Here is a 22,940-nt window from a genome sequence, read left to right as displayed (position 1 = left end):
TGGGTCTGGTCTCGCTACGACGCTGAGCTCGCTGCGGCCCGGATCTCGCTGGAGCGGGGCCGCGGCGCGGATCAGGGAGCGAGGCCGACGGCGGTGAGCCCGGTGGTCTCCTCGAGACCCAGGGCGAGGTTCATGCACTGGACGGCGGCGCCACCGGTGCCCTTGGCGAGGTTGTCCACCACGCCGACGGCCACCAGGCGCCCGGCTCGCTCGTCCACCGTCACCTGGACGTGCACGGCGTTGGAGCCGATCACGGACTTGGTCTGGGGCCACTGGCCCTCCGGCAGGAGCCGGATGAACGGCTCGTCCCCGTAGTACTTCTCGTACACGGCCCGGGCCTCCTCGGCGGTCACGCCGGGCTTCAGCGGGGCCGAGCAGGTGGCGAGGATGCCGCGCGGGGTCGGCGCGAGCACGGGGGTGAAGCTGACCTTCACCTCGCCGTCGATCATCTTCGACAGGTTCTGGGTGATCTCCGGCGTGTGCCGGTGGGTGCCGCCCACGCCGTAGGCGGAGAGGTTGCCCATGATCTCGCTGCCCAGCAGGTGCGGCTTCGCGGCCTTGCCGGCGCCGGAGGTGCCCGACGCGGCGACCACGACGACGTCCGGCTCGACGATGCCGGCGGCGACCGCCGGGGCGAGCGTGAGCGTGGAGACGGTGGGGTAGCAGCCGGGGACGGCGACGCGCTTGGTGCCGGCCAGGACCTCCCGCTGCCCGGGCAGCTCGGGTAGGCCGTAAGGCCAGGTGCCCGCGTGGTCGGAGCCGTAGAAGTGCTCCCACTCCCCCGCGTCCTCGAGCCGGAAGTCAGCGCCGCAGTCGACGACCACGACGTCGTCGCCGAGCTGCGCGGCGACGGCACCGGACTGACCGTGGGGCAGAGCGAGGAAGACGACGTCGTGACCGGAGAGGTTCTCGATGGTCGTCTCCTGGAGCACCCGGCCGGCCAGGGGCGTCAGGTGCGGCTGGAGCGCCCCGAGCGGCTGGCCCGCGTTGGAGCCGCCCGTGAGGGCACCGATCTCCACGTCCGGATGAGCGAGCAGGAGGCGCAGCACCTCCCCACCCGCGTAGCCACTGGCACCTGCGACGGCTGCTCTGACCTTCGTCATGTGCATGAACATACACGCATGCGTATGGATATGTGAAACGCGGGGGAAACACCGTGTCTCGCGGGGCACCGCTCGGGCTACGGTCGGCAGATGACCGGCATGACGGGCTCCCCCACCTCCCTACCCACCTCCGCGTACCTGAATCACCTGGTCGCGGAGTCGTCCAGGTTCCGGGACGTGCTCGCCGCCCGCGACCCCGCGGCCCGGGTGCCGTCCTGCCCGGACTGGGACGCCGACGACCTGCTCTGGCACCTCACCGAGGTGCAGTGGTTCTGGTCGCAGGTGATCGTCCGGCGGCCTGCCGGCCCCCCGGACGACGCCGACCGGCCGGCCCGGCCGGAGGCCCACGCCGACCTGGTCTCCCTGTTCGACGCGTGCTCGTCCGCGCTCAGCAGCGCCCTGGCCGCCGCGGACCCCGGCGAGGCGGCCTGGTCGTGGGCGGAGGAGCAGACGGTGGGGTTCACCGTCCGGCGCCAGGCCCACGAGGCGCTGATCCACCGGCTCGACGCCGAGCAGGCCGCGGGCACGGTGACGCCCCTGCCGCCGGACCTCGCCGCCGACGGCGTGGCCGAGCTCATGGACGTGATGTACGGCGGGGAGCCGCCCTCCTGGGCGACGTTCACGCCCGACGGACACGCCACCACGCTCCGCCTCACCGACACAGGGCACACGCTGCGGGTGGTCACCGGCCACCTGGTGGGCACCTCGCCGGACGGGTGGGAGGTCGACGGGCCGCACCTCGTGCTGCGACCCGACGACGCCGCCGGTGGTGCCTGCGAGGTCGCCGGCACCGCCGCCGTCCTCGACGCCTGGTTGTGGCGGCGCACCGAGGAGGCCGGCGTCACCGTCACCGGGTCCCAGGAGGCCTACGCGGCGTTCCGTGCCGCGGTGGACGCACCGCTGACCTGAGCCCGCTGGGCAGGTGAGAGCCGCGTGAGAGCGCGGTGAGAGCGGCGTCGCCCAACCTGGCGCCATGACATCCACACCACCCACCGACCTGGCCGTGGACGCCCGCGGCCTGGTGAAGACGTTCGCGGCCCAGCGCGCCGTTTTCGGGGTCGACCTGCAGGTGCGCCGGGGCGAGGTCCTCGGCGTCCTCGGTCCCAACGGCGCCGGCAAGACCACCATGCTCTCCATGCTCGCCACCCTGCTGCCGATCGACGGCGGCCGCGCCTCGGTGCTGGGCGTCGACGTGGCCCGCGACCCGCACCGCGTGCGCCGGCTGCTCGGCGTCACCGGCCAGTACGCCTCGGTCGACGAGAACCTCACCGCCACCGAGAACCTCCGCCTCTTCGGCCGGCTGCTCGGGCTCCCCCGCGCGCAGGCCCGCGCCCGCGCCGACGAGCTGCTGGAGCAGTTCGGCCTCACCGACGCGGCGGGCCGGCCGATCTCGCAGTTCTCCGGCGGCATGCGGCGCCGCCTCGACCTGGCCACCAGCCTCATCAGCCACCCACCGCTGATCTTCCTGGACGAGCCCACGACCGGCCTCGACCCGCGCACGCGCGGGCAGATGTGGGACACCGTCCGCGGGCTCGTGGCCGAGGGCTGCACGATCCTGCTCACCACGCAGTACCTGGACGAGGCGGACCAGCTGGCCGACCGGGTGGCCGTGATCGACCACGGCCGCAAGGTCGCCGAGGGCACCCCGGAGCAGCTGAAGTCGTCGGTGGGCAGCTCGACCCTGCAGGTCCGGCTGGCCGACGCCGCCCGGACCAGCGAGGCCGTCGGGCTGCTGCGCGAGCGCGCCGGTCTGGCGCCGTCCGCGAGCCCCGAGTCGGGCGCGTTCTCGGTGCCCCTGACCGAGCCGGACGGCGCCGCTGACGTCCTGCTGCTCCTGCGCGACCAGGGCCTCTCCCTGGCGTCGGCCGCCCTGGCCAAGCCGTCGCTGGACGAGGTCTTCCTCGCGCTCACCGGCGACCGGACCACCCGCACCGAGACCATGCGCACCGAGACCATGCGCACCGAGACCGACACGAGCACCGAGGAGGTGGCCTGATGACCACCCTGACCGACCCCGCGCAGGCCCCCGCACGCTCGTGGGTGGACCCCGCCACCACCGCTCCCGCGCCGACGCTGCGCGAGACCTGGGAGCAGACGCTGTCGCTGGCCGGCCGCGCCCTGCTGCGGATGCGGCGCAACCCCGAGACGATGTTCGACGTGGTGGTGCAGCCGCTGCTGTTCACCGCCATGTTCGCCTACATCTTCGGCGGCGCGATCTCCGGCGACGTCTCCTCCTACCTGCCGCTGCTGATCCCCGGCATCCTCGGGCAGACCGCGCTGACGGCGTGCATGGCGACCGGCACCCAGCTGCGCGAGGACATGGACAAGGGCGTCTTCGACCGGTTCCGGTCGCTGCCCATCGCCCGCATCGCCCCGCTGGCCGGGCCGGCGGTGGCCGACCTGCTGCGCTACGCGATCGCCGCGACGCTGACGATCCTCACCGGCGTGCTCATGGGCTACCGGCCGGGCGGCGGCGTGCTCGGCATCGCCGGCGGCTGGCTGCTCGTCGTGGTCGCCGGGTGGTCGCTGTCGTGGATCTTCACCTGGCTCGGCACGGTGGCCCGCTCGGCGCAGGCCGTGCAGGGCATCTCGATGATGATCATGTTCCCGCTGACGTTCCTGTCCAACGCGTTCGTGCCCGTCGACACCCTGCCGGGGTGGCTGGCCGCGTTCGTCCAGGTCAACCCCGTCAGCCACGTCATCTCCGCGGTGCGCGACCTGCTCAACACCGGGCAGGTCACCGGCGAGGTCGGGATCGCGCTGCTGGGCTGCGCCGTCGTCGTCGCCGTGTTCGCGCCGCTGGCCGTGCGGTCCTACTCGCGCAAGGTCTGAGGCTCGGACAGTGCCGCCCCGGCCTGCTCCAGGAGCTCGCGGGCGTCGGTCGGCGGGTCGGCCAGGGCCGGGGCGCCGCGGGCGGCGAGCACGGCCACCACGGGCTCCCAGGCCAGGGAGGGGGTCGGACGGCGGTGGGCGCTGCTGCGTGCCACGCCCATGAGCACCGCGGCCTGGCCCAGCGTCTCGTCGGGCCCCTGGTGCGCGCCCCAGGCGGCGAGGCCGACCAGGCAGGTGGCCAGGACGGGCATGTCGGTGCGTGCGGTGAGCGCGCCGTGGGTCGCCAGCGCCTCGGCGATCTCGGCGACGACGGCGAGCCGCAGCTCCCCCGCCAGGAGCTCCCCGGCGCGCACGTCCTCGGGGTCGGTCGCGAACCGGGCGTGGGCCGCCGTGGTCGCGCTCAGCAGCGACAACGTCCACGGCTCGCGCCCCGGGTCGACGCCGGCCACGGGGAACGAGATCGCACGGACGTCGTCCAGGGCCCCGCGGAACCGCGCGAGCCCCTCGCCGACCCTGCCCTCGGCCAGGTCGAGCTCGGCGAGCAGCGGCCGCACCGACATCCGCGCGCCGATCCCCACGTCGGCCGACGCCGCCAGCCCGTCCGCGATCCGGCGGGCACCGACCAGGTCACCCTCCACCAGCGCGGCCGAGGCCACGGCCGCGCGCAGCTGGACGACGTCGTCGGCGGCGCCCAGCCGTTCCAGCACGGGCAGTGCCTCGGTGGCCGCGGCCGCCGCGCCGGCGGTGTCGCCGGTCTGCGCGAGCAGCTGGACGAGCTGGGTCAGGAGCTGGGCCCGTGACCAGGGCCCGTGCTCCGGGACCCACAGGGCGAGCGCGCGGCGCACGAGCACGAGGGCACCCGTGGGGTCGCCGTAGTTCTCGCGACCGTGGCCGGACCACTCCAGCGCCAGCGAGGCGGTGCGGGCGTCCGGGTGGTCGAGCAGGGTCGCGGCCCGGTCCAGCGAGCCGTGCAGGTCGGTGATGTCGAGGGAGTCCAGGACGCGGGCGTTGGCCAGCGCCCAGGAGCTCCTGACCGGTCCCGGGCCGTCCTCGACGCGCGCGGCCGCCGCGTGCAGCAGCCCCTGGCAGCCCACGAGGCCGCGGCCGGCGGCGACCAGGCCGTTGCGCACCATCACGGTGGCCGCGAGCAGAGCGGCGTCGAGGAGGTCGTCGGTGACGTGCACGGCGCCGGCACTCCGCTGGTCCGCCCGGAGCTGGTCACCCCAGTCGGCGGCCAACCGTTCGACGTCGTCGACGAGGGCGATCACCCGGGTGTGCTCCCCGCGCACCGTCCACAACCCGCCCAGCGCGGAGAGGAGCCGCAGCACCCGCTCGGTCGCCCCGGAGGCCAGGCTGCGGCGCAGCGCCTCGGCCAGCGTCGACTCCTCGTCGGCCAGCGCGTCGACGGCGTCGAGCTCGCCGGCGGCGAACAGCCCGGGACGCACCTCGTCCGCCAGTGCCACCGCCCAGCCGGTCATGGCCTCCCGCGCGTCCTCGAGGTCGTCGGCCTCCCGGGCGCGGAGCAGACCGAGCTCGCGGACCGTCTCGAGCATCCGGTAGCGCAGCCCGGCGGTGGTCTCGGTGGGCACCAGCAGCGACTGGGCGAGCAGGTCGTCGACCCGCTCCAGGGCGTCGGCACCGACGAGCGCCTCGGCCGCCGGGAGCGCGAAGCCGTCCGGCAGGACGGCGAGCCGTCGCCAGGCGCGGCGGGCGGGCTCGTCCAGCAGCGCCCAGGACCAGTCGAGCACCGTTAGCAGCGTGCGGTGCCGGTCGGGGGCGCCGCGGTCGTCGCCGCGCAGGGTCGCGAGCCTGTCCTCCAGGCGGCGGGCCAGGTCCGGCAGGGCCAGGACGCGGACCTTGGCCGCGGCCAGCTCGATGGCCAAGGGCAGCCCGTCCAGGCGGCTCACCACTGCCCGCACGTCCGCCGCCTCGAGCCGGGCGCCGGGACGCACGGCCAGCGCCCGCTCGACGAACAGCGCGGCCGCGTCGTCGCCCGAGAGGACCCCGAGCTCGTGCACCCGCTCGGCCGCGACGCGCAGCGGCGAGCGCGAGGTGGTGAGCACCCGTAGCCGCGGGCAGAGCGCGACGAGCTGGGCGGCCACCTCGGCCACGGAGTCGACGACGTGCTCGCAGTTGTCCAGCACCAGGAGCGTCTCGGGGCCGTCGAGGTGCTGGGCCAGGAGGGCGCGGACGTCGGCCCGCTGCCGCGGCGTGAGCACCCGACGCTCCCACGCCGACTCGCGCACGCCGAGCTCGGCGGCCAGCGCGGGCAGCACGTCCTGGCCGGCGGGCAGGCCGACGAGCTCCACGAAGCGCACCACCGGGGCGGGGTGCACCGCGGCGACCTCCTGGGCCAGCCGGGTCTTGCCCAGCCCGCCGGGCCCGAGGACGGTCACGACGCGGTGCGCCTCCAGGAGCGCCCGGACCTGCGCGAGGTCGTCCGCGCGGCCGACCAGGCTCGTGGCCGCGTGCCGCAGCCCGGTCCGCACCGGCCGGTCGGCGGCCAGCAGCGTGGCGTGCGCCTGGGCCAGCCCCGGGCCGAGGTCGGTGCCGAGGTCGTCGGCGAGGCGGGCACGCAGGTCCTCGACGAGCGCCAGCGCCGCCGCCGTCCCCTCGACCTGGGCGGTGGCCCGCACGTAGGCGACGAGCACCGGCTCCGGCGTGGCGGCCCCACCGGTCTCGGCCCGGGCGCGCAGCAGCGGGAGCGCCTCGTCCGCCTCTCCTCGCGCCAGGAGCGCGGGCCCCAGGACGTCGGCGGCGCGCTCGCACCGCTGGGTGGCCCTGCTCCGGAGCCCTCCCAGCGGGCCGGGCTCGGTGTCGCCGGCGAGGTCGCCGAGCGTCAGGACGGACCGTGCCGCAGCCAGTGCGGTGCCCGCGTCCCCAGCAGCCCAGGCCGCCTCGGCCGCCCGCAGGTGCCGCTCCAGCGCGAGGGCGTCCACCTGGTCGGGCGGCAGGCCGCAGCGGTAGCCGCCGGCGCCGTGCACCACTGCGTCGGTGCTGGTCGTGCCCCGGGCCCGGGAGACGAGGACCTGGAGCGCCCGTCGGCCGGGCTCCTCCCCCGGCCACACCGAGGCGAGCAAGTCAGCCTCCGGCACGGCGTGCGGGTGGGCGTCCACGAGCGCCGCCAGCAGCACGGGCACGCGACCGGCGGGCAGGGCCGACCCGTCCCAGGACGCCTCGGTCAGCAGGCGCAGGCGCGGCGACGGCCCGGAGCCCGCCGCGGTGGCGGGGTCCGGGCCGTCGGTCGGGCCGGTCTTCGTGGCGACTCCGCTCAGGCTCGCTGCTCGGCGCCGGTGCGCGCACCGGCCAGGGCCACCGCCGCGTCGCGGGCGCCCTTGACGTCCTCGTCGGTCAGCGTGCGGTCGGCGGCACGGAACCGCAGCGCGAACGCCAGCGACTTCCGGTCCGCACCCAGCTGCTCGCTGCGGTAGACGTCGAAGAGACGCACGGACTCCAGCAGGTCGCCGGCGCCCTCGACGAGCGCGGCCTCGACCTGCGCGGCCGGCACGTCCTCGCCGACGACGAGCGCGACGTCCTCCTTGGCGACCGGGTAGGTCGACAGCGTCGGCGGCACGGCGCGCTCGGGCGCGGCGGCCATCAGCGCGTCGAGGTCGAGCTCGAGGGCAGCGGCGCGCGCGGGCAGGTCGAAGGCCTTGACGACCCGCGGGTGCAGCTCGCCCGCGTGACCGATCGTGCGTCCTGCGACGCGCAGCGACGCGCAGCGGCCCGGGTGCCACGGCTGGTGCACGGCGGCGACGACCTCCAGGGCGACGCCCAGCTCGGTCGCCAGGCGACGAGCGACGGCGATCGCGTCGGCCCAGTCGGCGTCGCGTCCCTCGCCCCACCAGCCCGTGCGCTCGCGCTCGCCGGCCAGCACGACGCCCAGGTGCAGCGGCTGTGCCGGCAGCGCCGCGAACAGCGTCTCGAGCTGCTCGGGGGTCGGCCGCGTGTCGGTCGGGTAGATGGGCGCGGGGCCACCGGTGCTCGGGAAGGCCACGGTGGTGGCCTCGAAGATCGCCGCGCCGGCCGCGCCGCGGGCGACGTTGCGGGCCGCCGTGGTCAGCAGGTTCGGCAGGAGCGTCGTGGTGAGCTCCGGCTCCTCGCTGGAGAGGGGGTTGGCGAGGCGGACCGTCTCGCGGCGCGGGTCGTCGGCCTCGAGCCCGAGCTTGTCGAAGGAGGCGCTGCCGACGAACGGGAAGCAGACGACCTCGGCCAGCCCGGCACCTGCCAGCGTGCGACCCGCACGACGGCGCAGCTTCTGGCTGCGGGTCAGGCCACGACCGGCGGCCTCGCGCGGCAGCACCGAGGGCACGTGGTCGTAGCCGACGACGCGCAGCACCTCCTCGACGAGGTCGAAGGGGTCGGTCACGTCCGGGCGCCACCTCGGCGGGATGACGGAGAGCCGGTTGACGGGCGCGCCGGTGGTGGCGAGCTCGGTCTCCACCGTCACCGCGCAGCCGACGCCCTCGAGCGCCGCGACGGCCGTGGCGGTGTCGATCGGCAGGCCGGCCACGCGCTGGGGCAGGTCGGCGTCGATGGTGATGGTGGCCGGGGTGGCCACGGTGCCCACGACGGTGACGCCGGGCTCGGCGGTGGCCCCGCCGAGCTCGACGAGCAGCTCGACGACGCGGTCGGCGGCGGCCTCGCAGGACGCCGGGTCGGCACCGCGCTCGTTGCGCTTGCCTGCCTCGGAGGAGATCTTGTGCCGCTTGCCGGTGCGGAACATGGAGACCGGCTCCCAGTGCGCGGACTCGACGAGCACGCGGGTGGTGGAGCCCGACATCTCGGTGGCCTCGCCGCCCATGACGCCGGCCAGGCCGATGGGGCCGGAGTCGTCGGCGATGACGAGGTCCTCGGTCGACAGGGCGCGGGCGGTGCCGTCCAGGGTGGTGAGCTTCTCCCCCGCCGCGGCGCGCCGCACGTGGAGCGCGCCGGCCACCTTGTCGGCGTCGTAGCCGTGGATCGGGCGACCGGTCTCGAGCATCACGTAGTTGGTGACGTCGACGGCCAGGCTGATCGGCCGCATGCCGGCGGCGACGAGGCGCGAGGCCATCCACTCCGGGGTCGTGGCGCTCGCGTCGAAGCCCGAGACGGTGCGTGCGACGAAGAGCGGGCAGCCCGCCTCGTCCTCGACGAGGACGGGGTGGCCGGCGTCGTCCGCGGCCGGCAGCAGGCGGTCGCAGGGGTCGCGGTAGACGGCGCCGAAGCCGAGGGCGGCGTCGCGGGCGATGCCGCGCAGCGAGAGCCCGTAGGCGCGGTCGGGGTTGACCTCGAACTCGATGATCTCCTCGTCGAGGCCGAGGAGCGGGCGGACGTCGGTGCCGGGGGCGGCCTCGGTGTCGGCGGGCAGCACGATGATGCCGCCGGCGCCGCCGAAGGCGTCCTCGGCCAGGCCCAGCTCGGCGGCCGAGCAGATCATGCCCGCCGAGACGTGGCCGTAGGTCTTGCGCGCGGAGATGGCGAAGCCGCCGGGCAGCACGCCGCCGGGGAGCACGACGCAGACCAGGTCGCCGGGGCCGAAGTTGTGCGCGCCGCAGACGATGCCCTGGGGCTCGCCGGTGCCGTTGGCGTCACCGACGTCGACGGTGCACCAGTTGATCGTCTTGCCGTTCTTCTGCGGCTCCTTGTCCTGGGTGAGGACGCGGCCGACGACGAGCGGGCCGGTGATGGCCGCGCCGGGGCTCTCGATCGCCTCGAGCTTGAGACCGAGCAGCGTGAGCTTGTCGGTGAGGGCCTCGGTGGTGACCTCGGCGGGCAGGTCCACGTACTCGCGGATCCAGCTGACGGGGGCCTTCATCTGGTGCTCAGAGCTCCGTTCCGAACGCAGGGGTGAAGCGGACGTCGCCCTCGAAGAAGGAGCGCAGGTCGGTGATGCCGTGGCGGAACATCAGCGAGCGGTCGATGCCCATGCCGAACGCGAAGCCGGTGTAGGTCTCCGGGTCGACGCCGCAGGCGGTCAGGACGCGGGGGTTCACCACGCCGCAGCCGCCCCACTCGATCCAGCCCTCGCCCTTGCAGGTGCGGCAGGAGTCGGCCTCGACACCGCGGCACACGAAGCAGCGCAGGTCGACTTCGGCGCTGGGCTCGGTGAAGGGGAAGTAGGACGGGCGGAAGCGGGTGTCGATGCCCTCGCCGAACATGGACGCGGCGAAGTGGTCGAGCGTGCCCTTGAGGTGTGCCATCGAGATGCCCTCGTCCACGACGAGGCCCTCGACCTGGTGGAACATCGGGCTGTGCGTGGCGTCGTACTCGTCGGTGCGGAACACGCGGCCCGGGCACGCGATGTAGATCGGCGGCTTCCGGGTGAGCATCGTGCGCGCCTGCACGGGGCTGGTCTGGGTGCGGAGGACGACGTGGTTCTCCGCGGGCTCGGTCCAGAACGTGTCCTGCATGGTGCGGGCCGGGTGGTCCGGGCCCAGGTTGAGCGCGTCGAAGTTCAGCCACTCGGCCTCGACGAGCGGGCCCTCGGCGATCTCCCAGCCCATGGCGAGGAAGATGTCGGCGATCAGCTCGGCGCCGGTGGTGAGCGGGTGACGGCCGCCGGCGGGCACCTTGTCGGTGGGCAGCGTGACGTCGACCGTCTCCTCGACCAGCATCCGCTCCTCGTGCTCGGCCTCGAGCACCTCGGTGCGGGCGGCGAGCGCCTTGTTCACCGCACCACGGGCCTGGCCGACGCGCTGGCCGGCCTCCTTGCGGGCCTGCGGGGGCAGGGCACCGATCTCGCGGTTGGCGAGCGCGAGCGGGGAGCGGTCCCCCGCGTGCTCGAGCCGCACCGCCTTGAGCTCCTCGAGGTCGGCGGCTGCGGCGATCGCGGCCAGGGCGGCGTCACGCGCCGCCTCGACCTGCTCCGCCTGCAGCGGGGTGACCTCGACGGGGTCGTAATCGGTGTTCGGGCCCGACATGGCTGCCTTTCGACGCGGGATGGTTGAGCGGGGGTCAGTCTAGGAAGGTCCCGCGCGCAGGGGCGAACCGGTTGTCGGGGCTGGACGTCGGCGGCGCCCACGACCGGGCCCACGACCGGGCCCACGACCGGGCCCACGACCGGCCCCGCTGTCGGTCAGGGTTGCTGCTCGGCGGGCCAGGTGAGCGAGACCAGCGCGCCGCCGGCGTCCGAGGTGCCGAGCGTGACCGTCCCGCCGTGGGCCCGCACCAGGCCGTGCACGATGTAGAGCCCCAGCCCGGAGCCGCCGCGGGTGCCGGAGGTCCAGAACTTGGTGAACACGCGGGCCCGCATCTCGGCGGCGATGCCCTCGCCGGCGTCGCTGACCTCGAAGCGCACCCCGTCGGGGGCGCCCTCGTCGCCGTGCGTCCCGTCAGCGCGTAGCCGGACGCGGACCTCGCCCTCGCCGTGCCGGACGCCGTTCTCCACGAGGTTCGTCAGCACCTGGGTCAGCTTGTCGGGGTCGGCGTGCAGCCGCGGCAGGCCGGCACCCTCGTCGTCGCCGAGGTCCAGGACGAGGGGGCGCGCCGTGCCCGCCGCCACGGACGCCACCACCCGCTCGGCGATGGCCGCGGCGTCGGTGGGCCGCGGGGAGAGCTGGAGGCGGCCGGTGTCGATGCGGGCGACGTCGAGGAGCTCCGCGATGAGCCGGCTGAGCCGGTCCGCGTCGCTGGCGACCGTGGTCAGCATCAGCTTCTTCTGCTCGTCCTGGAGCTTGTCCCAGCGGTTCAGCAGAGCGGTGACGAAGCCCTTCACGCCCGTCAGCGGGGAGCGCAGCTCGTGGGCCACGGTCGCGACCAGGTCGGAGCGGTCGCGGTCGAGCCGCTCGCGGCCGCGCGCCGAGCGCAGCGACACCGCCACGGCCTCGACGGGTGCGCCGACACGGGGCCGGTGCAGCGCGGCGGTCACGAGCACCTCCCCGCCGTCCGGCAGCAACCAGGACTGCTCGGGGACGCCGGTGCGGGTGCCGAGGCCGACGTAGGGCGTGTTGACTGCGGTCCAGTCGCTGCCGCGCTGGTCGATGAGCCGCAGGACCTCGCCCAGGGGCTGTCCGACGGCGTCGTCCGCGTCCACGCGCAGCAGCCGCGCCGCCACGGCGGACACGGCGCGCACGCGCCCGTCCCCGCCCGCCAGGACGACGCCGTCGGGCAGGAGGTCCAGCGCGCTCGCGTCCATCCGGACACCCTAGGGGCGGCGGAGCGCTCAGGTGCGCTGCGCGCGGGCGCTGGCGTAGAGGCAGAGCGCCGCGGCGGTGGCCAGGTTGAGCGACTCGGCGCGCCCGTGGATCGGGATGGCCACCCGGTGGTCTGCCGCGGCCGCCAGCTCCTCGGGCAGGCCCCAGGCCTCGTTGCCGAACAGCCAGGCGGTGGGCCGGGCGAGGATCTCGTCCGCCTCGAAGAGGTCGACCTCGCCGGCGCCGTCGGCGGCCAGCACCGTGAGGCCGGCGGCCTGCGCGGCGCGGACCGCGGCCAGCGGGTCGGGCTCGAGGGCGACGGGCAGGTGGAAGACGGAGCCGACGGAGGCCCGGACGGTCTTCGGGTTGTGCAGGTCGACCGACGAGCCGGCCAGCACGACGCCGTCCACCCCGGCGGCGTCCGCGCACCGCACGACGGTGCCGGCGTTGCCGGGGTCGCGGACGTCGGCGCAGATGGCGACGAGGTCGCGACCGGGTCGCAGCACCTCCTGCGCGGGCACGTCGAGGAGGCGGCAGACGCCGATGACGCCGGCGGGCGACACGGCGTCGGAGAGGGCCTCGATCCCACGCTGCTCGACCGGCGTCCAGGGGACGCCGACGGACTCGCAGGCGGCGAGGAGGCCGGGGTGGGCGAGGTGGGCCTCGGGGGCCGCGAACACCTCGACCAGGCAGCCCTCGACCTGGAGGGCTCCCTCGACGGCCTTCGGGCCGTCAGCGAGGAACAGCCGCCGCTCGGATCGCTCCGAGCGGCGGCTGAGCCTGCGTGCGTCCTTCACGCGGCGGTTGGCCGCGCTCAGGGGTGCCGGGAGAGGCACGTCGCTCAGGCCGAGGCCTTGGGCGCGTTGACGTCCTCGGGGAGGGCGGCCTTGGCGGTCTCGACGAGGGCCTTGAAGGCGGCCTGGTCGTTGACGGCCAGCTCGGCGAGGATCTTGCGGTCGACCTCGACACCGGCCAGGCCGAGGCCCTGGATGAACCGGTTGTAGGTCATGCCCTCAGCGCGAGCCGCGGCGTTGATGCGCTGGATCCACAGACGACGGAAGTTGCCCTTGTTCTTGCGGCGGTCGTTGTAGCTGTAGACGAGGGAGTGGGTGACCTGCTCCTTCGCCTTCCGGTAGAGGCGCGAGCGCTGCCCGCGGTAGCCGCTGGCGCGCTCGAGGGTGACCCGGCGCTTCTTCTGGGCGTTCACTGCCCGCTTGACGCGTGCCATGTCTTACTCCTTGGTGCTGGTTGTCAGGGGGTCAGTGAGGCTCAGATGCCGAGCAGCTTCTTGACGCGCTTGACGTCGGCCTTGTCGACGTCGACCTCGCCGGCGTTGCGGCGGTGCTTCTTGCGGCTGCCGGTGGTCGGGGACGAGGCGAACGCAGCGCCCGACTTGCGGTGGGCCTGGAGGCGGCGGACCTTGCCGCTGCCGGTGACCTTGAACCGCTTCTTGGTCCCGGAGTGGGTCTTGTTCTTGGGCATCGTGCTCTCTCTTCTCACTCGTGCCGGCGTCACGACCGGGGGTGGTCACGGCGCCGGGAGGGCGTCAGGGGTTTGTCAGAGGTCGACGTCGGGGTCGAGGTTCTCGGACGGGCCGCGCTTCTTGGCCTCGTTGGGCGTGCGGGTGGCGTTCGCGGCGGTGCGCTCGGCCTTCTCCTCCGCCTCGTCGGCGGCACGCTCGGCGGCGCGGGCGGTCTTGGCCGCCTTGACCTCGGCCTTGGCCTCGGCCTTCTTCTTGTGCGGACCGAGGACCATGACCATGTTGCGGCCGTCCTGCTTCGGCGAGGACTCCACGAAGCCCAGGTCGTCCACGTCCTCCGCGAGGCGCTGGAGCAGCCGGAAGCCCAGCTCGGGCCGGTGCTGCTCACGACCACGGAACATGATCGTGATCTTGACCTTGTCGCCGGCCTTGAGGAAGCGCACGACGTGACCCTTCTTGGTCTCGTAGTCGTGGGCGTCGATCTTGGGCCGGAGCTTCATCTCCTTGATGATGACGTTGGTCTGGTTCCGACGCGCCTCACGGGCCTTCTGGGCGTTCTCGTACTTGAACTTCCCGTAGTCCATGAGCTTGCACACCGGCGGACGCGCCATGGGGGCGACCTCGACGAGGTCCAGGTCGGCCTCCTGCGCCAGACGCAGCGCGTCAGCCGTCGGCACGATGCCGACGGTCTCGCCGTTGGGGCCAACGAGACGGACCTCCGCGACGCGGATCCGGTCGTTGATTCGAAGCTCGGTGCTGATGTGTCCTCCTGGGATGGATGGCCGGACTGTCCGCGGCGTTCCCGCGGCCCGGTGGCTCCGGGCCCGAAAACGACGAAGGCTTCCGCTGCAGTGCAAGCGGAAGCCAGTCACGACGCACCCCCTCAGTGCTGAGGAGTGCCTCTGCCGGGTGCCCCACCACGCCCTGCGGACGGGGTGCTGCTCCGGCGACCGGACCCGACGACCTGTGGCGGCCGGTGCGGGTGGGAGACGATCGTGCTTGGTCCCCGCTTGTGGGATCGGTCCTCGCTCCCCCTCGGCGCCTCGCGGTGCTCCAGGGCAGGTGGGACTGATCGGTCAACAGGAGAATGTACGCGGATGTTCCCCCGGGCGCGAATCGAGGCGCCTCAGGTCGGCCGGACCCACCCCACGGTAGCCCCCTGCCCCTCGCCGACCCGTGCCAGCGTCCACCCCGAGGCCAGGGCGGAGAGGTCGTCGCCCTCGACCACGAGACGGTGCGGCCCGGCCAGGTCGAGCACGAGCGCCGAGGCGCCCTCCGCGATCGCCGCCTCCGCCGCGGTGCGGGCCGGCACGGCCACGGGCCGGGCCTCCGGGTCCCACGCGGCCATCGTGGCGGTGGCGGAGAACGAGAGCAGGGCCGTGCGGCCGTCGGCCCCCGTGAGCAGGACGGCGGCCATGTCGCTGTCCTTCTCCACCGCCAGGCCGTTCTCGGCGAGCCCGACCTCGCCGAGCACCGCGACCACGGGGACGAGCAGGCGCGCCCGGGTCAGGGCGTCCAGGCAGGCCAGGTAGGCCTGGCCCGCCGCCGCCCGGTCACCGCGGGCCGCGGTGCGTGCCGCGAGCGCGGCGGCCAGCCCGGCGTCCGCCGTGCCGTCGTCGTCGGGGAAGGCGGGCGCCTCCAGCGAGCGGCCGTCGCCGGTCACGTCGAAGGACCAGCGGCGCTTGCCGTCGGGGCCGGTGGTGGGCTCGTACGGGCGGGACACTCCCCCATCGTGACGCACGGGCCGGAGCGCGCGGACATCCCGGGCGGCTGTGGCAGGCTGGAGGGGTGGACGACGTCGCCTGGCTGGCCCTGTGCACCGCCCTCACCGTCCTGGGCGCGATCGCGACCTGGGTCGCGTTCCGCCGGAGGGGGGCGGCGGCCGGCCTGCGCCTCGCCGGGCTCACCCTGCTCGTGCCGGCGGCGTACCTGACGCGCACGCTGAAGATGTTCACGCGGATCGTCGACGCCGTCGCGGACTGGGTCCTCACCCTCGTCCTGGTGCCGACGGTGTGGGCGGGCATCGTGCTCGCCGGGCTGGCCGTGGTGCTGCTGGTGGCCTCCTCGGCGCTGCGGGCCCGGCAGCTCTCCCGGGCCGGCGCGACGCCGGCGCCGCGAGGTCGTGCCGCGCGCCGGGGCGGGGACGCCCCCGCGGGCGCCGTGGGGGCGGGGGCCGCCGGGTCCTCGAGCGCGGGTGGCTCCGGCGGCTCGGGTGACGCCGAGATGGACGAGATCGAGGCGCTGCTGCGCAAGCGGGGCATCGACTGAGCGGGGACGCGGTAGCCGCGCTCGTGCTCGACCTGGCGCTCGCTCGTCCCCTCGAGGCACCCGCCCCGCGGGTGCTCGCGCTCGACGGTCGCTCCGGCTCGGGCAAGACCGTGCTGGCCGACCGCGTGGTCGCCGCGGCCACCGACCGGGGCCTGCGCACGGCGCTGGTGCACATGGACGACCTCTACGAGGGCTGGGAGGGGCTGCCCGGCTCCGCGCCGCGGTTGGCCGGCCTGCTCGCCCCGGTGGCCGAGGGGCGCACCGGCACCTGCCCGCGGTGGGACTGGCACGCCGGCACCTGGCAGGGCGAGGTGGTCGTGCCACCCGTCGACCTAGTGGTGGTGGAGGGCGTGGGCAGCGGGACCCGCCTCCTCGACGGCCTGCGCACGCTGCTGGTCTGGCTGGAGGCCCCCGTACCGGTGCGCCGCGAGCGCGGCCTCGCCCGGGACGGCGACGCCTTCGCCCCCTGGTGGGACGCGTGGGCCGCCGCGGAGGAGGCGCACCTGGCTGCCGAGGACACGACCGCGCGGGCCGACGTGCTCGTGGACGGCACCGGGTCGGCCGCCCCCGTCGTCCGCTGAGCCCGGGGCACCGGACCGGACAGGTCAGCACGACACGTGTCCGAGGGCTGGGTTCCACCCGTGCGGGCCGGTGCCCGGTCCTACGCTGTGCCGCATGCTTCCCCCGAGCGGTGACCAGTTCGAGATCGCGGCCGGCGGCTACCGCGCCGTCATCACCGAGTCCGGTGGCGCCCTGCGCCTCCTCGAGCACCAGGGCCGCCCGCTGGTCGACGGGTTCGGCGAGGACGAGATGTCCGGCGGCGGACGCGGCCAGCAGCTCGTCCCGTGGCCCAACCGCACCCGCGACGGCCGCTACTCCTTCGAGGGCAGCGACCACCAGCTGCCGCTGACCGAGCCGAAGCGCACGAACGCCTCGCACGGCCTGGCGCGGTGGGTGGCCTGGAGCGTGGAGGAGCACACGCCGCACTCGGTCTCGCTGCAGTACCGGCTGATGGCGCAGACCGGCTACCCGTGGACGCTGGACCTGCACGTGGTCTACGACCTCTCGGCCGACGGCCTCACCGTGACCCAGACGGCGACCAACATGTCCGGCGCCCGCGCGCCCTACGCGGTCGGCGCCCACCCGTACCTGTGCGTCGGGGACGGCCCGGTCGACGGCCTGGAGCTGACCTTCCCGGGGAGCACCCGCTACCTGGTGGACGCCGAGCGGCTCCTGCCGGAGGGCTCGGAGCCGGTGGACGGCACCGAGTACGACTTCCGGGTCTCCCGGCCCCTGCGGGGGACCGTCCTCAACGACACCTTCACCGACCTGGCCCGCGACGAGCGGGACGTGGCCACCGCGACGCTCCTCGACCCGGCCAGCGGCCGCGGCGTGAGCCTGTGGGTGGACGCGAAGTACCCCTGCCTGCTGCTCTACACCGCCGACGACGTGCCGGCCACCGCCCGCCGCTCGCTCGCGATCGAGCCGATGTCGGCGCCGCCGGACGCCCTCAACTCCGGCACCGACCTGGTCGTGCTGGAGCCCGCCGGCGAGGCCGGCGACGAGCACTCGGGCTGCTGGGGCATCCGCGCGGTCGACTGACGGCGCTCCCCCGCTCCCCGCACGGGCAGCCCGGGGTCAGCGCTGGGTCAGCCCTGCAGTCAGCGGGTGAGCTCGGTCGCGATCGCGCGCAGGTCGCGCGTCGCCCGGGCGGCCCGCGCCCCGTCGACGCCCTGGATGCCCATCGCACCCAGCGTGCGGCCGTCGGAGAGGTCGAGGGTGACCCACGGAGCGCCGGGGGCCATCGAGACGTTGACGACCTGCTCCCAGGCCAGCTCGTGGCGGCGGTAGCCGTTGACGACCACGACGCACTCGCGGGTCGCGGTCACCCGGCACCGGATCAGCGCGTGGAGCAGGACGAGGCCCGCCACCGCCATCAGGAACAGGGTGAGTGCGTGGCGCCAGTGGAACGCCGCCTGGGCCTCGGGCGAGAGCGTGAACCAGGCGACCACGAAGACGACGCCGAACGCGATGCTCAGCGCCACGGCCATGATCCGCACGCCCAGCGGCCGCCAGGTGTGCGGGAGCGTCGGCCCGAGCCGGTCGTGGTCGATCGGCTCCTCGCCCGGGACGCCGGCGCTGCCGGCGTCCGGGACGTCAGAGGCGGCAGGCATGGATGCCGGTGAGGAGGATGCCGCGGGCGCCCACCTCGTAGAGCTCGTCCATGAGGCGCTGGGAGCCGTCACGGGGGACCATGACGCGGACGGCCGACCAGCCGTCGCGGTGCAGCGGCGCCACCGTGGGCGACTCGAAGCCGGGCGTGAGCCGGACGGCGTCGGTCAGCTTCTCGGTGGGGATGTCGTAGTCCATCATCACGTAGCTGCGGGCCCGCAGGACGCCCTCGATGCGCCGCTCGAAGACGGCGAAGCCGGCGGGCACGTCGCCGGTGCGCGTGATGAGCACGGCCTCGGACTCGAGGATGACGTCCCCGAAGGTCTCCAGGCCGGCGCGGCGCAGCGTCGAGCCGGTCTCCACGACGTCGGCGATGACGTCGGCGACGCCCAGCTGGATCGAGGTCTCGACCGCACCGTCGAGGCGGGTCACGGTGGCCTCGATGCCGCGCTGCTGGAGGAAGGCTTCCACCACGCCGGTGTAGGAGGTCGCGATCCGCAGGCCGGCGAGCTCGGAGAGGTCCGAGTAGCGGCCCGCGGGTCCGGCGAAGCGGAAGGTGCTGGCTCCGAAGCCGAGGCCGCGCACCTCCTCGGTCTTGGCGCCGGAGTCGGCCAGCAGGTCGCGGCCGGTGATGCCGACGTCCAGGGTGCCCTCGCCGACGTAGAGGGCGATGTCGCGGGGGCGCAGGTAGAAGAACTCGACGCCGTTCTCGGCGTCCACGAGCGTCAGCTGCTTGGAGTCCTCGCGCTGGCGGTAGCCGCCCTCGCGGAGGATCTCGGAGGCCGCCTGGGAGAGCGCCCCCTTGTTGGGGACGGCGACGCGGAGGAGGGACATGTCGGGCCTTCTGTTCTCGGGTGCCGCGCTCAGAGGTGCGCGTAGACGTCGTCGAGGTCGATGCCGGCGGCCAGCATCATGCACTGCGCGTGGTAGAGCAGCTGGCTGATCTCCTCGGCGGCACGCTCCTTGCCCTCGTGCTCGGCCGCCATCCACGACTCCGCCGCCTCCTCCACCAGCTTCTTGCCGATGAAGTGGACGCCGGCGTCGAGCTCGGCCACGGTGCCGGAACCCGCGGGGCGGGTCTGGGCCTTCTCGGTCAGCTCGTCCCAGAGCTGCTCGAACGTCTTCACGATCCCCCAGCCTAGGCCGTCACCGGCCCCGGCCCGGAATCGTGTTGAAGGCGCGAGACGGCGCCGGGAGGATGCGGCCATGACCGCAGGTGCCCCCGGCCTCGGCACGTGCCGCTCGTGGCCGCTGCTCACCGACCGGCTGCTGCTGCGCCCGGCCACGACCGCCGACACCGCCGCGACCTGGGCCTTCCGTCGCCTGCCGGAGGTCACGGAGTGGATCGGCTGGGCCGCGGACGAGGCCAGCGACTACGCCGAGCGCTTCGCGCGGCCCGAGCGGCTGGCGCAGGTGCTGGTGGTGGTGCGGCGCGCGGACGAGCGCGTCGTGGGCGACCTCATGCTCGCCGTGCGCGACGGGTGGGGCCAGGCCGAGGTGCGGCAGCAGGCGCGGGGCTGCGAGGTGGAGCTCGGCTGGGTGCTCGACCCGGCCGCGCAGGGGCAGGGCCTGGCCACCGAGGCCGTCCAGGCCGCGCTGGGCGTCGCCTTCGCCGACCTCGGCGCCCGCCGGGTCACGGCGTCCTGCTTCGCCGACAACACCGCCTCGTGGCGGCTGATGGAACGGGTCGGGATGCGCCGCGAGGGCGTCGGGCGCGCGGACTCCCTGCACCGCACCCGGGGCTGGGTCGACGGCTGCGCCTACGCGCTGCTGGCCGAGGAGTGGGCGGTGTCCTGACGGCCCTGGCCGGCCCTGGTCAGCCCTGCGTGGAGAGGGAGACGGCCACGAGCCCCACGGCGGCGGCCACCGCGAGCGCCGGGACGACCCACAGGAACCGCGGGAGCCGGGAGCGACGCACGCGCCCGGCGGGCACGGTGCGGGCGAGCGTCATGAGGTGCTCACGCTCCCAGGCGGGCGGGACGAGGTCGGGGACTCCCCTGCCGACGGTGTCGTGCGGCAGCAGCCGGTCGTGCGCCGGCGGGAAGGTCGGCGAGGCGGTGCGGCGGGCCTGGTCGGGCAGGTGGTTCTCGGGCGTCATCGGTTCCGTCATCGTGCTCGGGGGGAGGTTGCGGCGGGACCGGGGGCGCGAGGCACGGTGCCGCCTCCCCAGGGTGCCACGACTGGCCTACATCCGTCGTCGCCCCGGCCCCGTCACGGTGGTCACAGCACCGGACGGGGCAGGGCGCGCTCGGGTCCTCAGGCCTGGGCCATCGTGTCGATCGCGTTGAAGCCGCCGAGGATGTCGGAGACGTCCGCGAAACCCTCGCTGCGCAGGTAGGAGGCGGCCACCGAGGAGCGCCAGCCGCCGGCGCAGTAGACGACGACGGCCTTGTCGCGCGGGACCTCGTCGACCCGGCGGCGCAGCTCGGCCAGCGGGATGTTGACCGCGCCCTCGACGCCGCCGGCCTCGGTCTCGCCGGTGTTGCGGACGTCGACCAGGACGACCTCGCGGCCCGGGTCGGCCAGCGCCTCGTCCAGCTGGGCGGGCGTGAGACGGCTCGCGTGGCCGACGCAGACGTCCTCGGCCTCGGTGAGGACGTCCTCGACGTCGGTGAGGTAGCCGACGACACCGTCGAACCCGATGCGGGCCAGACGGGTGACGGCCTCGGACTCGTGGCCCTCCGGCGCGACGACGACGATCTCGTCGTGCGGCGTGAGGAGCATGCCGGCGGTCTCCGCGAAGCGACCGTCCAGGGGCACCGAGACGGAGCCCCGCAGGTGGCCGGCGGCGAACTCGGCCTGCTCGCGGGTGTCGAGCAGCACGGCACCCGCGGCGGTCGCCTCGGTGACCTGCGCGAAGGTCAGCTCGGAGACGGCGGACTCGTCGTAGGTGGCCCGGTTCTTGCGGTTGAGCGTGGCGTCGTAGCCGAAGTACTCCGGCGCGGAGGGCTGCCCGGCGGTCACGATGTCGACGAAGGTCTGCTCGTCCATGGGCTGGCAGGCGTAGTTGAAGCGACGCTGCTCGCCGATGGTCGACTGCGTCTCGGTGGAGAGGTTCTTGCCGCAGGCCGAGCCGGCACCGTGCGCGGGGAAGACGCGGACCTCGTCGGCCAGGCCCATCAGCTTGTGCTGGACGGAGTCGTAGAGCATGCCGCCCAGCTCGCGGGCGGTGACGCCGAAGGAGGCGAGCAGGTCGGGGCGGCCGACGTCGCCGATGAACAGGGCGTCGCCGGTCAGCGCACCGTAGGGGGTCGCGTCCGTGCCCTTCTCGTAGACCAGGACGCTGATCGACTCCGGCGTGTGGCCGGGGGTGTGCATGATCTGGAGCGTCACGCCGTCGGGGCCGCCGAGCGCGACGCGCTCGCCGTCGGCGAAGGCGCGGATCTCGTAGTCGGTCTCGGCCTTGTCGCCGTACCCGATCCAGGCGCCCGTCGCCTCGGCCATCTCGAGGTGGCCGGCGAGGAAGTCGGCGTGGAAGTGGGTGTTGATGACGCCGACGATGGTGAGGCCGTGGGCCTTGGCGTCCTCGACGTACTCGGAGACGTCGCGGCGCGGGTCGACGACGACGGCCTGGCCGCTGGTCTCGTCACCGACGAGGTAGGAGGCCTGGGAGAGGCAGTCGAGGTAGTGCTGGGCGAAGTACATGTGCTGTTCCCTTCCGGGGACGCCCGTCGACGCGCGGCGGGTGGCGGGTGTGGTGTGGGGATGAGTCAGACGAGGGTGGAGACGGCGGTCGCGCCGGCGACCAGGACGAGGAGTCCGGCGAAGCCGTGGCGCAGCCGGGCGGCGGGGAGGCGGTCGGCGACACGGCGGCCCAGGAGCACGCCGACCACGGCGGTGGCGGCGAACGGGCCGACGACGCCCCAGTCGACGTCCAGGCCGCCGAGGCGGGCCAGGAGCGAGGTGCCGGAGTTCAGGGCGACGACCACGAGCGAGGTGCCGACGGCCACGCTCATGGGCAGGCGCATGACGATGACCAGGGCGGGGACGACGACGAAGCCGCCACCCACGCCGAGGAAGCCGGTCAGCAGGCCGACCCCGAGGCCGACGAGCAGGGCGGCGAGCAGGCCACGGGAGGGCGTGGCCTCGACGGCCGGGCGGGTCACCGTGGCGACCTGCCCGGCCTCGGCTGCCTCCGCGCCCTCGCCGACGCGCAGCGGCACGGGGGTGTCGATCACGTCCTCGGCGATCCGGGTCGCGCGGGCGCCACGGCGGAACCGCGGCAGGCTCGGGCGGGGTGCGTCCTCGGGGTCGATCTCGATGCAGGAGGGGCAGCCGCGGACCATCGCGCCGGCCGCGACGACCATGAGGACGGAGAAGGCGAGGAGCAGGAACGTCTCGGGCACGGAGTGGCTGAGGTAGGCGCCCAGCCAGGCGGTGGGGATGCCCGCCGCACCGAGCAGCAGGGCCGTGCCCCAGCGGACCCGACCCGCGCGGGCGTGCCCGACGGCCCCGGCCAGCGCTGCGACGCCGACGACGACGAGGCTGCTGGCGGTGGCCTGGACGGCGGACTGCCCGACCACCAGGACCAGCGCGGGGACGGTGAGCACACCGCCTCCGCCACCGAGGCCGCCCAGGACCAGGCCGATGGCCAGGCCCAGGACGACGAGCACGAGGACGTCCATGGTCAGGCCCCGGCGACCGCGGGCAGGCCCGCCCGGGTCCAGGCGATCATGCCGCCGCCCATGTTGACGACGTGGTGGCCGGCCCCGGCGAGGACGGCCGCGGCCTTGCCGGAGCGGTTGCCCGAGCGGCACACGCCACGACGAGGCGGTCGGAGGGGACGTCAGCGGGGTCCAGGTGCCCGAGCGGCAGGTGGGTCGCGCCGTCGACGTGGACCTCGGCCCACTCGTCGGGCTCACGGACGTCGAGCAGGAGTGCCCCCTCGCCGTGCAGGCGCAGGGCCTCGTGCACGTCGACGGTGGGGACCGGGATGCTGGTCATGGGCTTCCTCCTGGGTGGTGCGGGGCG

At 74.7% G+C, this 22,940-nt stretch carries 24 protein-coding genes; 7 read left to right on the top strand and 17 right to left on the bottom strand.

Going from position 1 to position 22,940, the window contains the following annotated elements; translation table 11 throughout:
* Nucleotides 1–71: 71 nt before the first annotated feature.
* On the bottom strand, nt 72–1,109 hold the full coding sequence (argC, locus tag M8330_RS17900) for an N-acetyl-gamma-glutamyl-phosphate reductase (protein WP_250828439.1): 1,038 nt from the start codon (nt 1,107–1,109) through the stop codon (nt 72–74).
* An 84-nt stretch (nt 1,110–1,193) separates the two neighbouring features.
* Here argC and M8330_RS17895 point away from each other — a divergent pair, with 84 nt between their 5' ends.
* The 3 genes from M8330_RS17895 (at nt 1,194) to M8330_RS17885 (ending at nt 3,935) form a co-directional block, all read left to right on the top strand.
* Complete coding sequence (locus tag M8330_RS17895; protein WP_250828433.1) at nt 1,194–2,012, top strand: maleylpyruvate isomerase family mycothiol-dependent enzyme; 819 nt, start codon at nt 1,194–1,196, stop codon at nt 2,010–2,012.
* Nucleotides 2,013–2,076: 64 nt separating this feature from the next.
* A complete protein-coding gene (locus tag M8330_RS17890; protein WP_250828432.1) occupies nt 2,077–3,099 on the top strand; it encodes an ATP-binding cassette domain-containing protein in 1,023 nt (340 codons plus the stop codon).
* Complete coding sequence (locus M8330_RS17885) at nt 3,099–3,935, top strand: ABC transporter permease (RefSeq protein WP_250828431.1); 837 nt, start codon at nt 3,099–3,101, stop codon at nt 3,933–3,935. The genes M8330_RS17890 and M8330_RS17885 overlap by 1 nt, the downstream gene beginning before the upstream one ends.
* On the opposite strand, the gene M8330_RS17880 is transcribed toward M8330_RS17885, so the two are convergent.
* From M8330_RS17880 to M8330_RS17840, 9 genes are all read right to left on the bottom strand, one after another.
* Nucleotides 3,917–7,075, bottom strand: a complete 3,159-nt coding sequence (locus tag M8330_RS17880) for an ATP-binding protein (RefSeq protein ID WP_250828430.1) — start codon at nt 7,073–7,075, stop codon at nt 3,917–3,919. The genes M8330_RS17885 and M8330_RS17880 overlap by 19 nt on opposite strands.
* Nucleotides 7,076–7,206: 131 nt before the next feature.
* The gene (pheT, locus tag M8330_RS17875) at nt 7,207–9,732 is read right to left on the bottom strand and encodes a phenylalanine--tRNA ligase subunit beta (RefSeq protein ID WP_250828429.1); all 2,526 of its coding nucleotides are present in this window, start codon (nt 9,730–9,732) and stop codon (nt 7,207–7,209) included.
* A 7-nt stretch (nt 9,733–9,739) separates the two neighbouring features.
* Complete coding sequence (gene pheS, locus M8330_RS17870) at nt 9,740–10,837, bottom strand: phenylalanine--tRNA ligase subunit alpha (protein ID WP_250828428.1); 1,098 nt, start codon at nt 10,835–10,837, stop codon at nt 9,740–9,742.
* Nucleotides 10,838–10,992: 155 nt separating this feature from the next.
* The gene (locus tag M8330_RS17865) at nt 10,993–12,051 is read right to left on the bottom strand and encodes a sensor histidine kinase (protein WP_250828427.1); all 1,059 of its coding nucleotides are present in this window, start codon (nt 12,049–12,051) and stop codon (nt 10,993–10,995) included.
* A 27-nt stretch (nt 12,052–12,078) separates the two neighbouring features.
* Complete coding sequence (locus M8330_RS17860) at nt 12,079–12,885, bottom strand: TrmH family RNA methyltransferase (RefSeq protein ID WP_250828426.1); 807 nt, start codon at nt 12,883–12,885, stop codon at nt 12,079–12,081.
* A gap of 5 nt (nt 12,886–12,890) precedes the next feature.
* A complete protein-coding gene (rplT, locus tag M8330_RS17855; protein WP_250057349.1) occupies nt 12,891–13,277 on the bottom strand; it encodes a 50S ribosomal protein L20 in 387 nt (128 codons plus the stop codon).
* A 41-nt stretch (nt 13,278–13,318) separates the two neighbouring features.
* Complete coding sequence (locus tag M8330_RS17850) at nt 13,319–13,531, bottom strand: large ribosomal subunit protein bL35 (RefSeq protein ID WP_136570481.1); 213 nt, start codon at nt 13,529–13,531, stop codon at nt 13,319–13,321.
* A 75-nt stretch (nt 13,532–13,606) separates the two neighbouring features.
* Nucleotides 13,607–14,272: a translation initiation factor IF-3 gene (gene infC / locus M8330_RS17845; RefSeq protein ID WP_308196309.1), complete on the bottom strand. Its 666-nt coding sequence runs from the start codon at nt 14,270–14,272 to the stop codon at nt 13,607–13,609.
* Nucleotides 14,273–14,655: 383 nt separating this feature from the next.
* On the bottom strand, nt 14,656–15,252 hold the full coding sequence (locus M8330_RS17840; protein ID WP_250057352.1) for an SseB family protein: 597 nt from the start codon (nt 15,250–15,252) through the stop codon (nt 14,656–14,658).
* A 65-nt stretch (nt 15,253–15,317) separates the two neighbouring features.
* On the opposite strand from M8330_RS17840, the gene M8330_RS17835 reads away from it, so the two are divergent.
* From M8330_RS17835 to M8330_RS17825, 3 genes are all read left to right on the top strand, one after another.
* Complete coding sequence (locus tag M8330_RS17835; protein WP_250828425.1) at nt 15,318–15,797, top strand: hypothetical protein; 480 nt, start codon at nt 15,318–15,320, stop codon at nt 15,795–15,797.
* 23 nt (nt 15,798–15,820) lie between these two features.
* A complete protein-coding gene (locus M8330_RS17830) occupies nt 15,821–16,378 on the top strand; it encodes a uridine kinase family protein (protein WP_250828424.1) in 558 nt (185 codons plus the stop codon).
* Between the two features lie 94 nt (nt 16,379–16,472).
* Nucleotides 16,473–17,399: an aldose 1-epimerase family protein gene (locus tag M8330_RS17825; RefSeq protein WP_250057358.1), complete on the top strand. Its 927-nt coding sequence runs from the start codon at nt 16,473–16,475 to the stop codon at nt 17,397–17,399.
* 59 nt (nt 17,400–17,458) lie between these two features.
* Here M8330_RS17825 and M8330_RS17820 read toward each other — a convergent pair whose 3' ends face one another.
* Genes M8330_RS17820 through M8330_RS17810 form a run of 3 tightly spaced genes read right to left on the bottom strand, consistent with a single transcriptional unit; the run spans nt 17,459 to nt 19,096 of the window.
* Nucleotides 17,459–17,971 carry a PH domain-containing protein gene (locus M8330_RS17820; RefSeq protein WP_250057360.1) on the bottom strand — a complete coding sequence of 171 codons (513 nt, stop codon included), beginning with the start codon at nt 17,969–17,971 and terminating at the stop codon, nt 17,459–17,461.
* Nucleotides 17,955–18,803 carry an ATP phosphoribosyltransferase gene (gene hisG, locus M8330_RS17815; RefSeq protein ID WP_250057362.1) on the bottom strand — a complete coding sequence of 283 codons (849 nt, stop codon included), beginning with the start codon at nt 18,801–18,803 and terminating at the stop codon, nt 17,955–17,957. The genes M8330_RS17820 and hisG overlap by 17 nt, the downstream gene beginning before the upstream one ends.
* 29 nt (nt 18,804–18,832) lie before the next feature.
* Nucleotides 18,833–19,096, bottom strand: a complete 264-nt coding sequence (locus M8330_RS17810) for a phosphoribosyl-ATP diphosphatase (protein WP_372490260.1) — start codon at nt 19,094–19,096, stop codon at nt 18,833–18,835.
* Nucleotides 19,097–19,175: 79 nt separating this feature from the next.
* Here M8330_RS17810 and M8330_RS17805 point away from each other — a divergent pair, with 79 nt between their 5' ends.
* On the top strand, nt 19,176–19,766 hold the full coding sequence (locus M8330_RS17805; RefSeq protein WP_250828423.1) for a GNAT family N-acetyltransferase: 591 nt from the start codon (nt 19,176–19,178) through the stop codon (nt 19,764–19,766).
* 19 nt (nt 19,767–19,785) lie between these two features.
* On the opposite strand, the gene M8330_RS17800 is transcribed toward M8330_RS17805, so the two are convergent.
* From M8330_RS17800 to M8330_RS17785, 4 genes are all read right to left on the bottom strand, one after another.
* Nucleotides 19,786–20,067 carry a hypothetical protein gene (locus M8330_RS17800; RefSeq protein ID WP_250828422.1) on the bottom strand — a complete coding sequence of 94 codons (282 nt, stop codon included), beginning with the start codon at nt 20,065–20,067 and terminating at the stop codon, nt 19,786–19,788.
* A 158-nt stretch (nt 20,068–20,225) separates the two neighbouring features.
* A complete protein-coding gene (locus M8330_RS17795) occupies nt 20,226–21,614 on the bottom strand; it encodes an MBL fold metallo-hydrolase (RefSeq protein ID WP_250828421.1) in 1,389 nt (462 codons plus the stop codon).
* A 65-nt stretch (nt 21,615–21,679) separates the two neighbouring features.
* Entirely contained in the window at nt 21,680–22,594 is a 915-nt protein-coding gene (locus M8330_RS17790) for a sulfite exporter TauE/SafE family protein (protein ID WP_250828420.1), read from the bottom strand.
* A 46-nt stretch (nt 22,595–22,640) separates the two neighbouring features.
* Nucleotides 22,641–22,913, bottom strand: a complete 273-nt coding sequence (locus M8330_RS17785) for a rhodanese-like domain-containing protein (RefSeq protein WP_250828419.1) — start codon at nt 22,911–22,913, stop codon at nt 22,641–22,643.
* Nucleotides 22,914–22,940 lie beyond the last annotated feature (27 nt).

The organism is Nocardioides bruguierae, assembly GCF_023656415.1.
GTDB classification, from domain to species: domain Bacteria; phylum Actinomycetota; class Actinomycetes; order Propionibacteriales; family Nocardioidaceae; genus Nocardioides; species Nocardioides bruguierae.
Note: the sequence above shows the minus strand (reverse complement) of the source record. Positions and strands in the feature narration are given on the sequence as shown.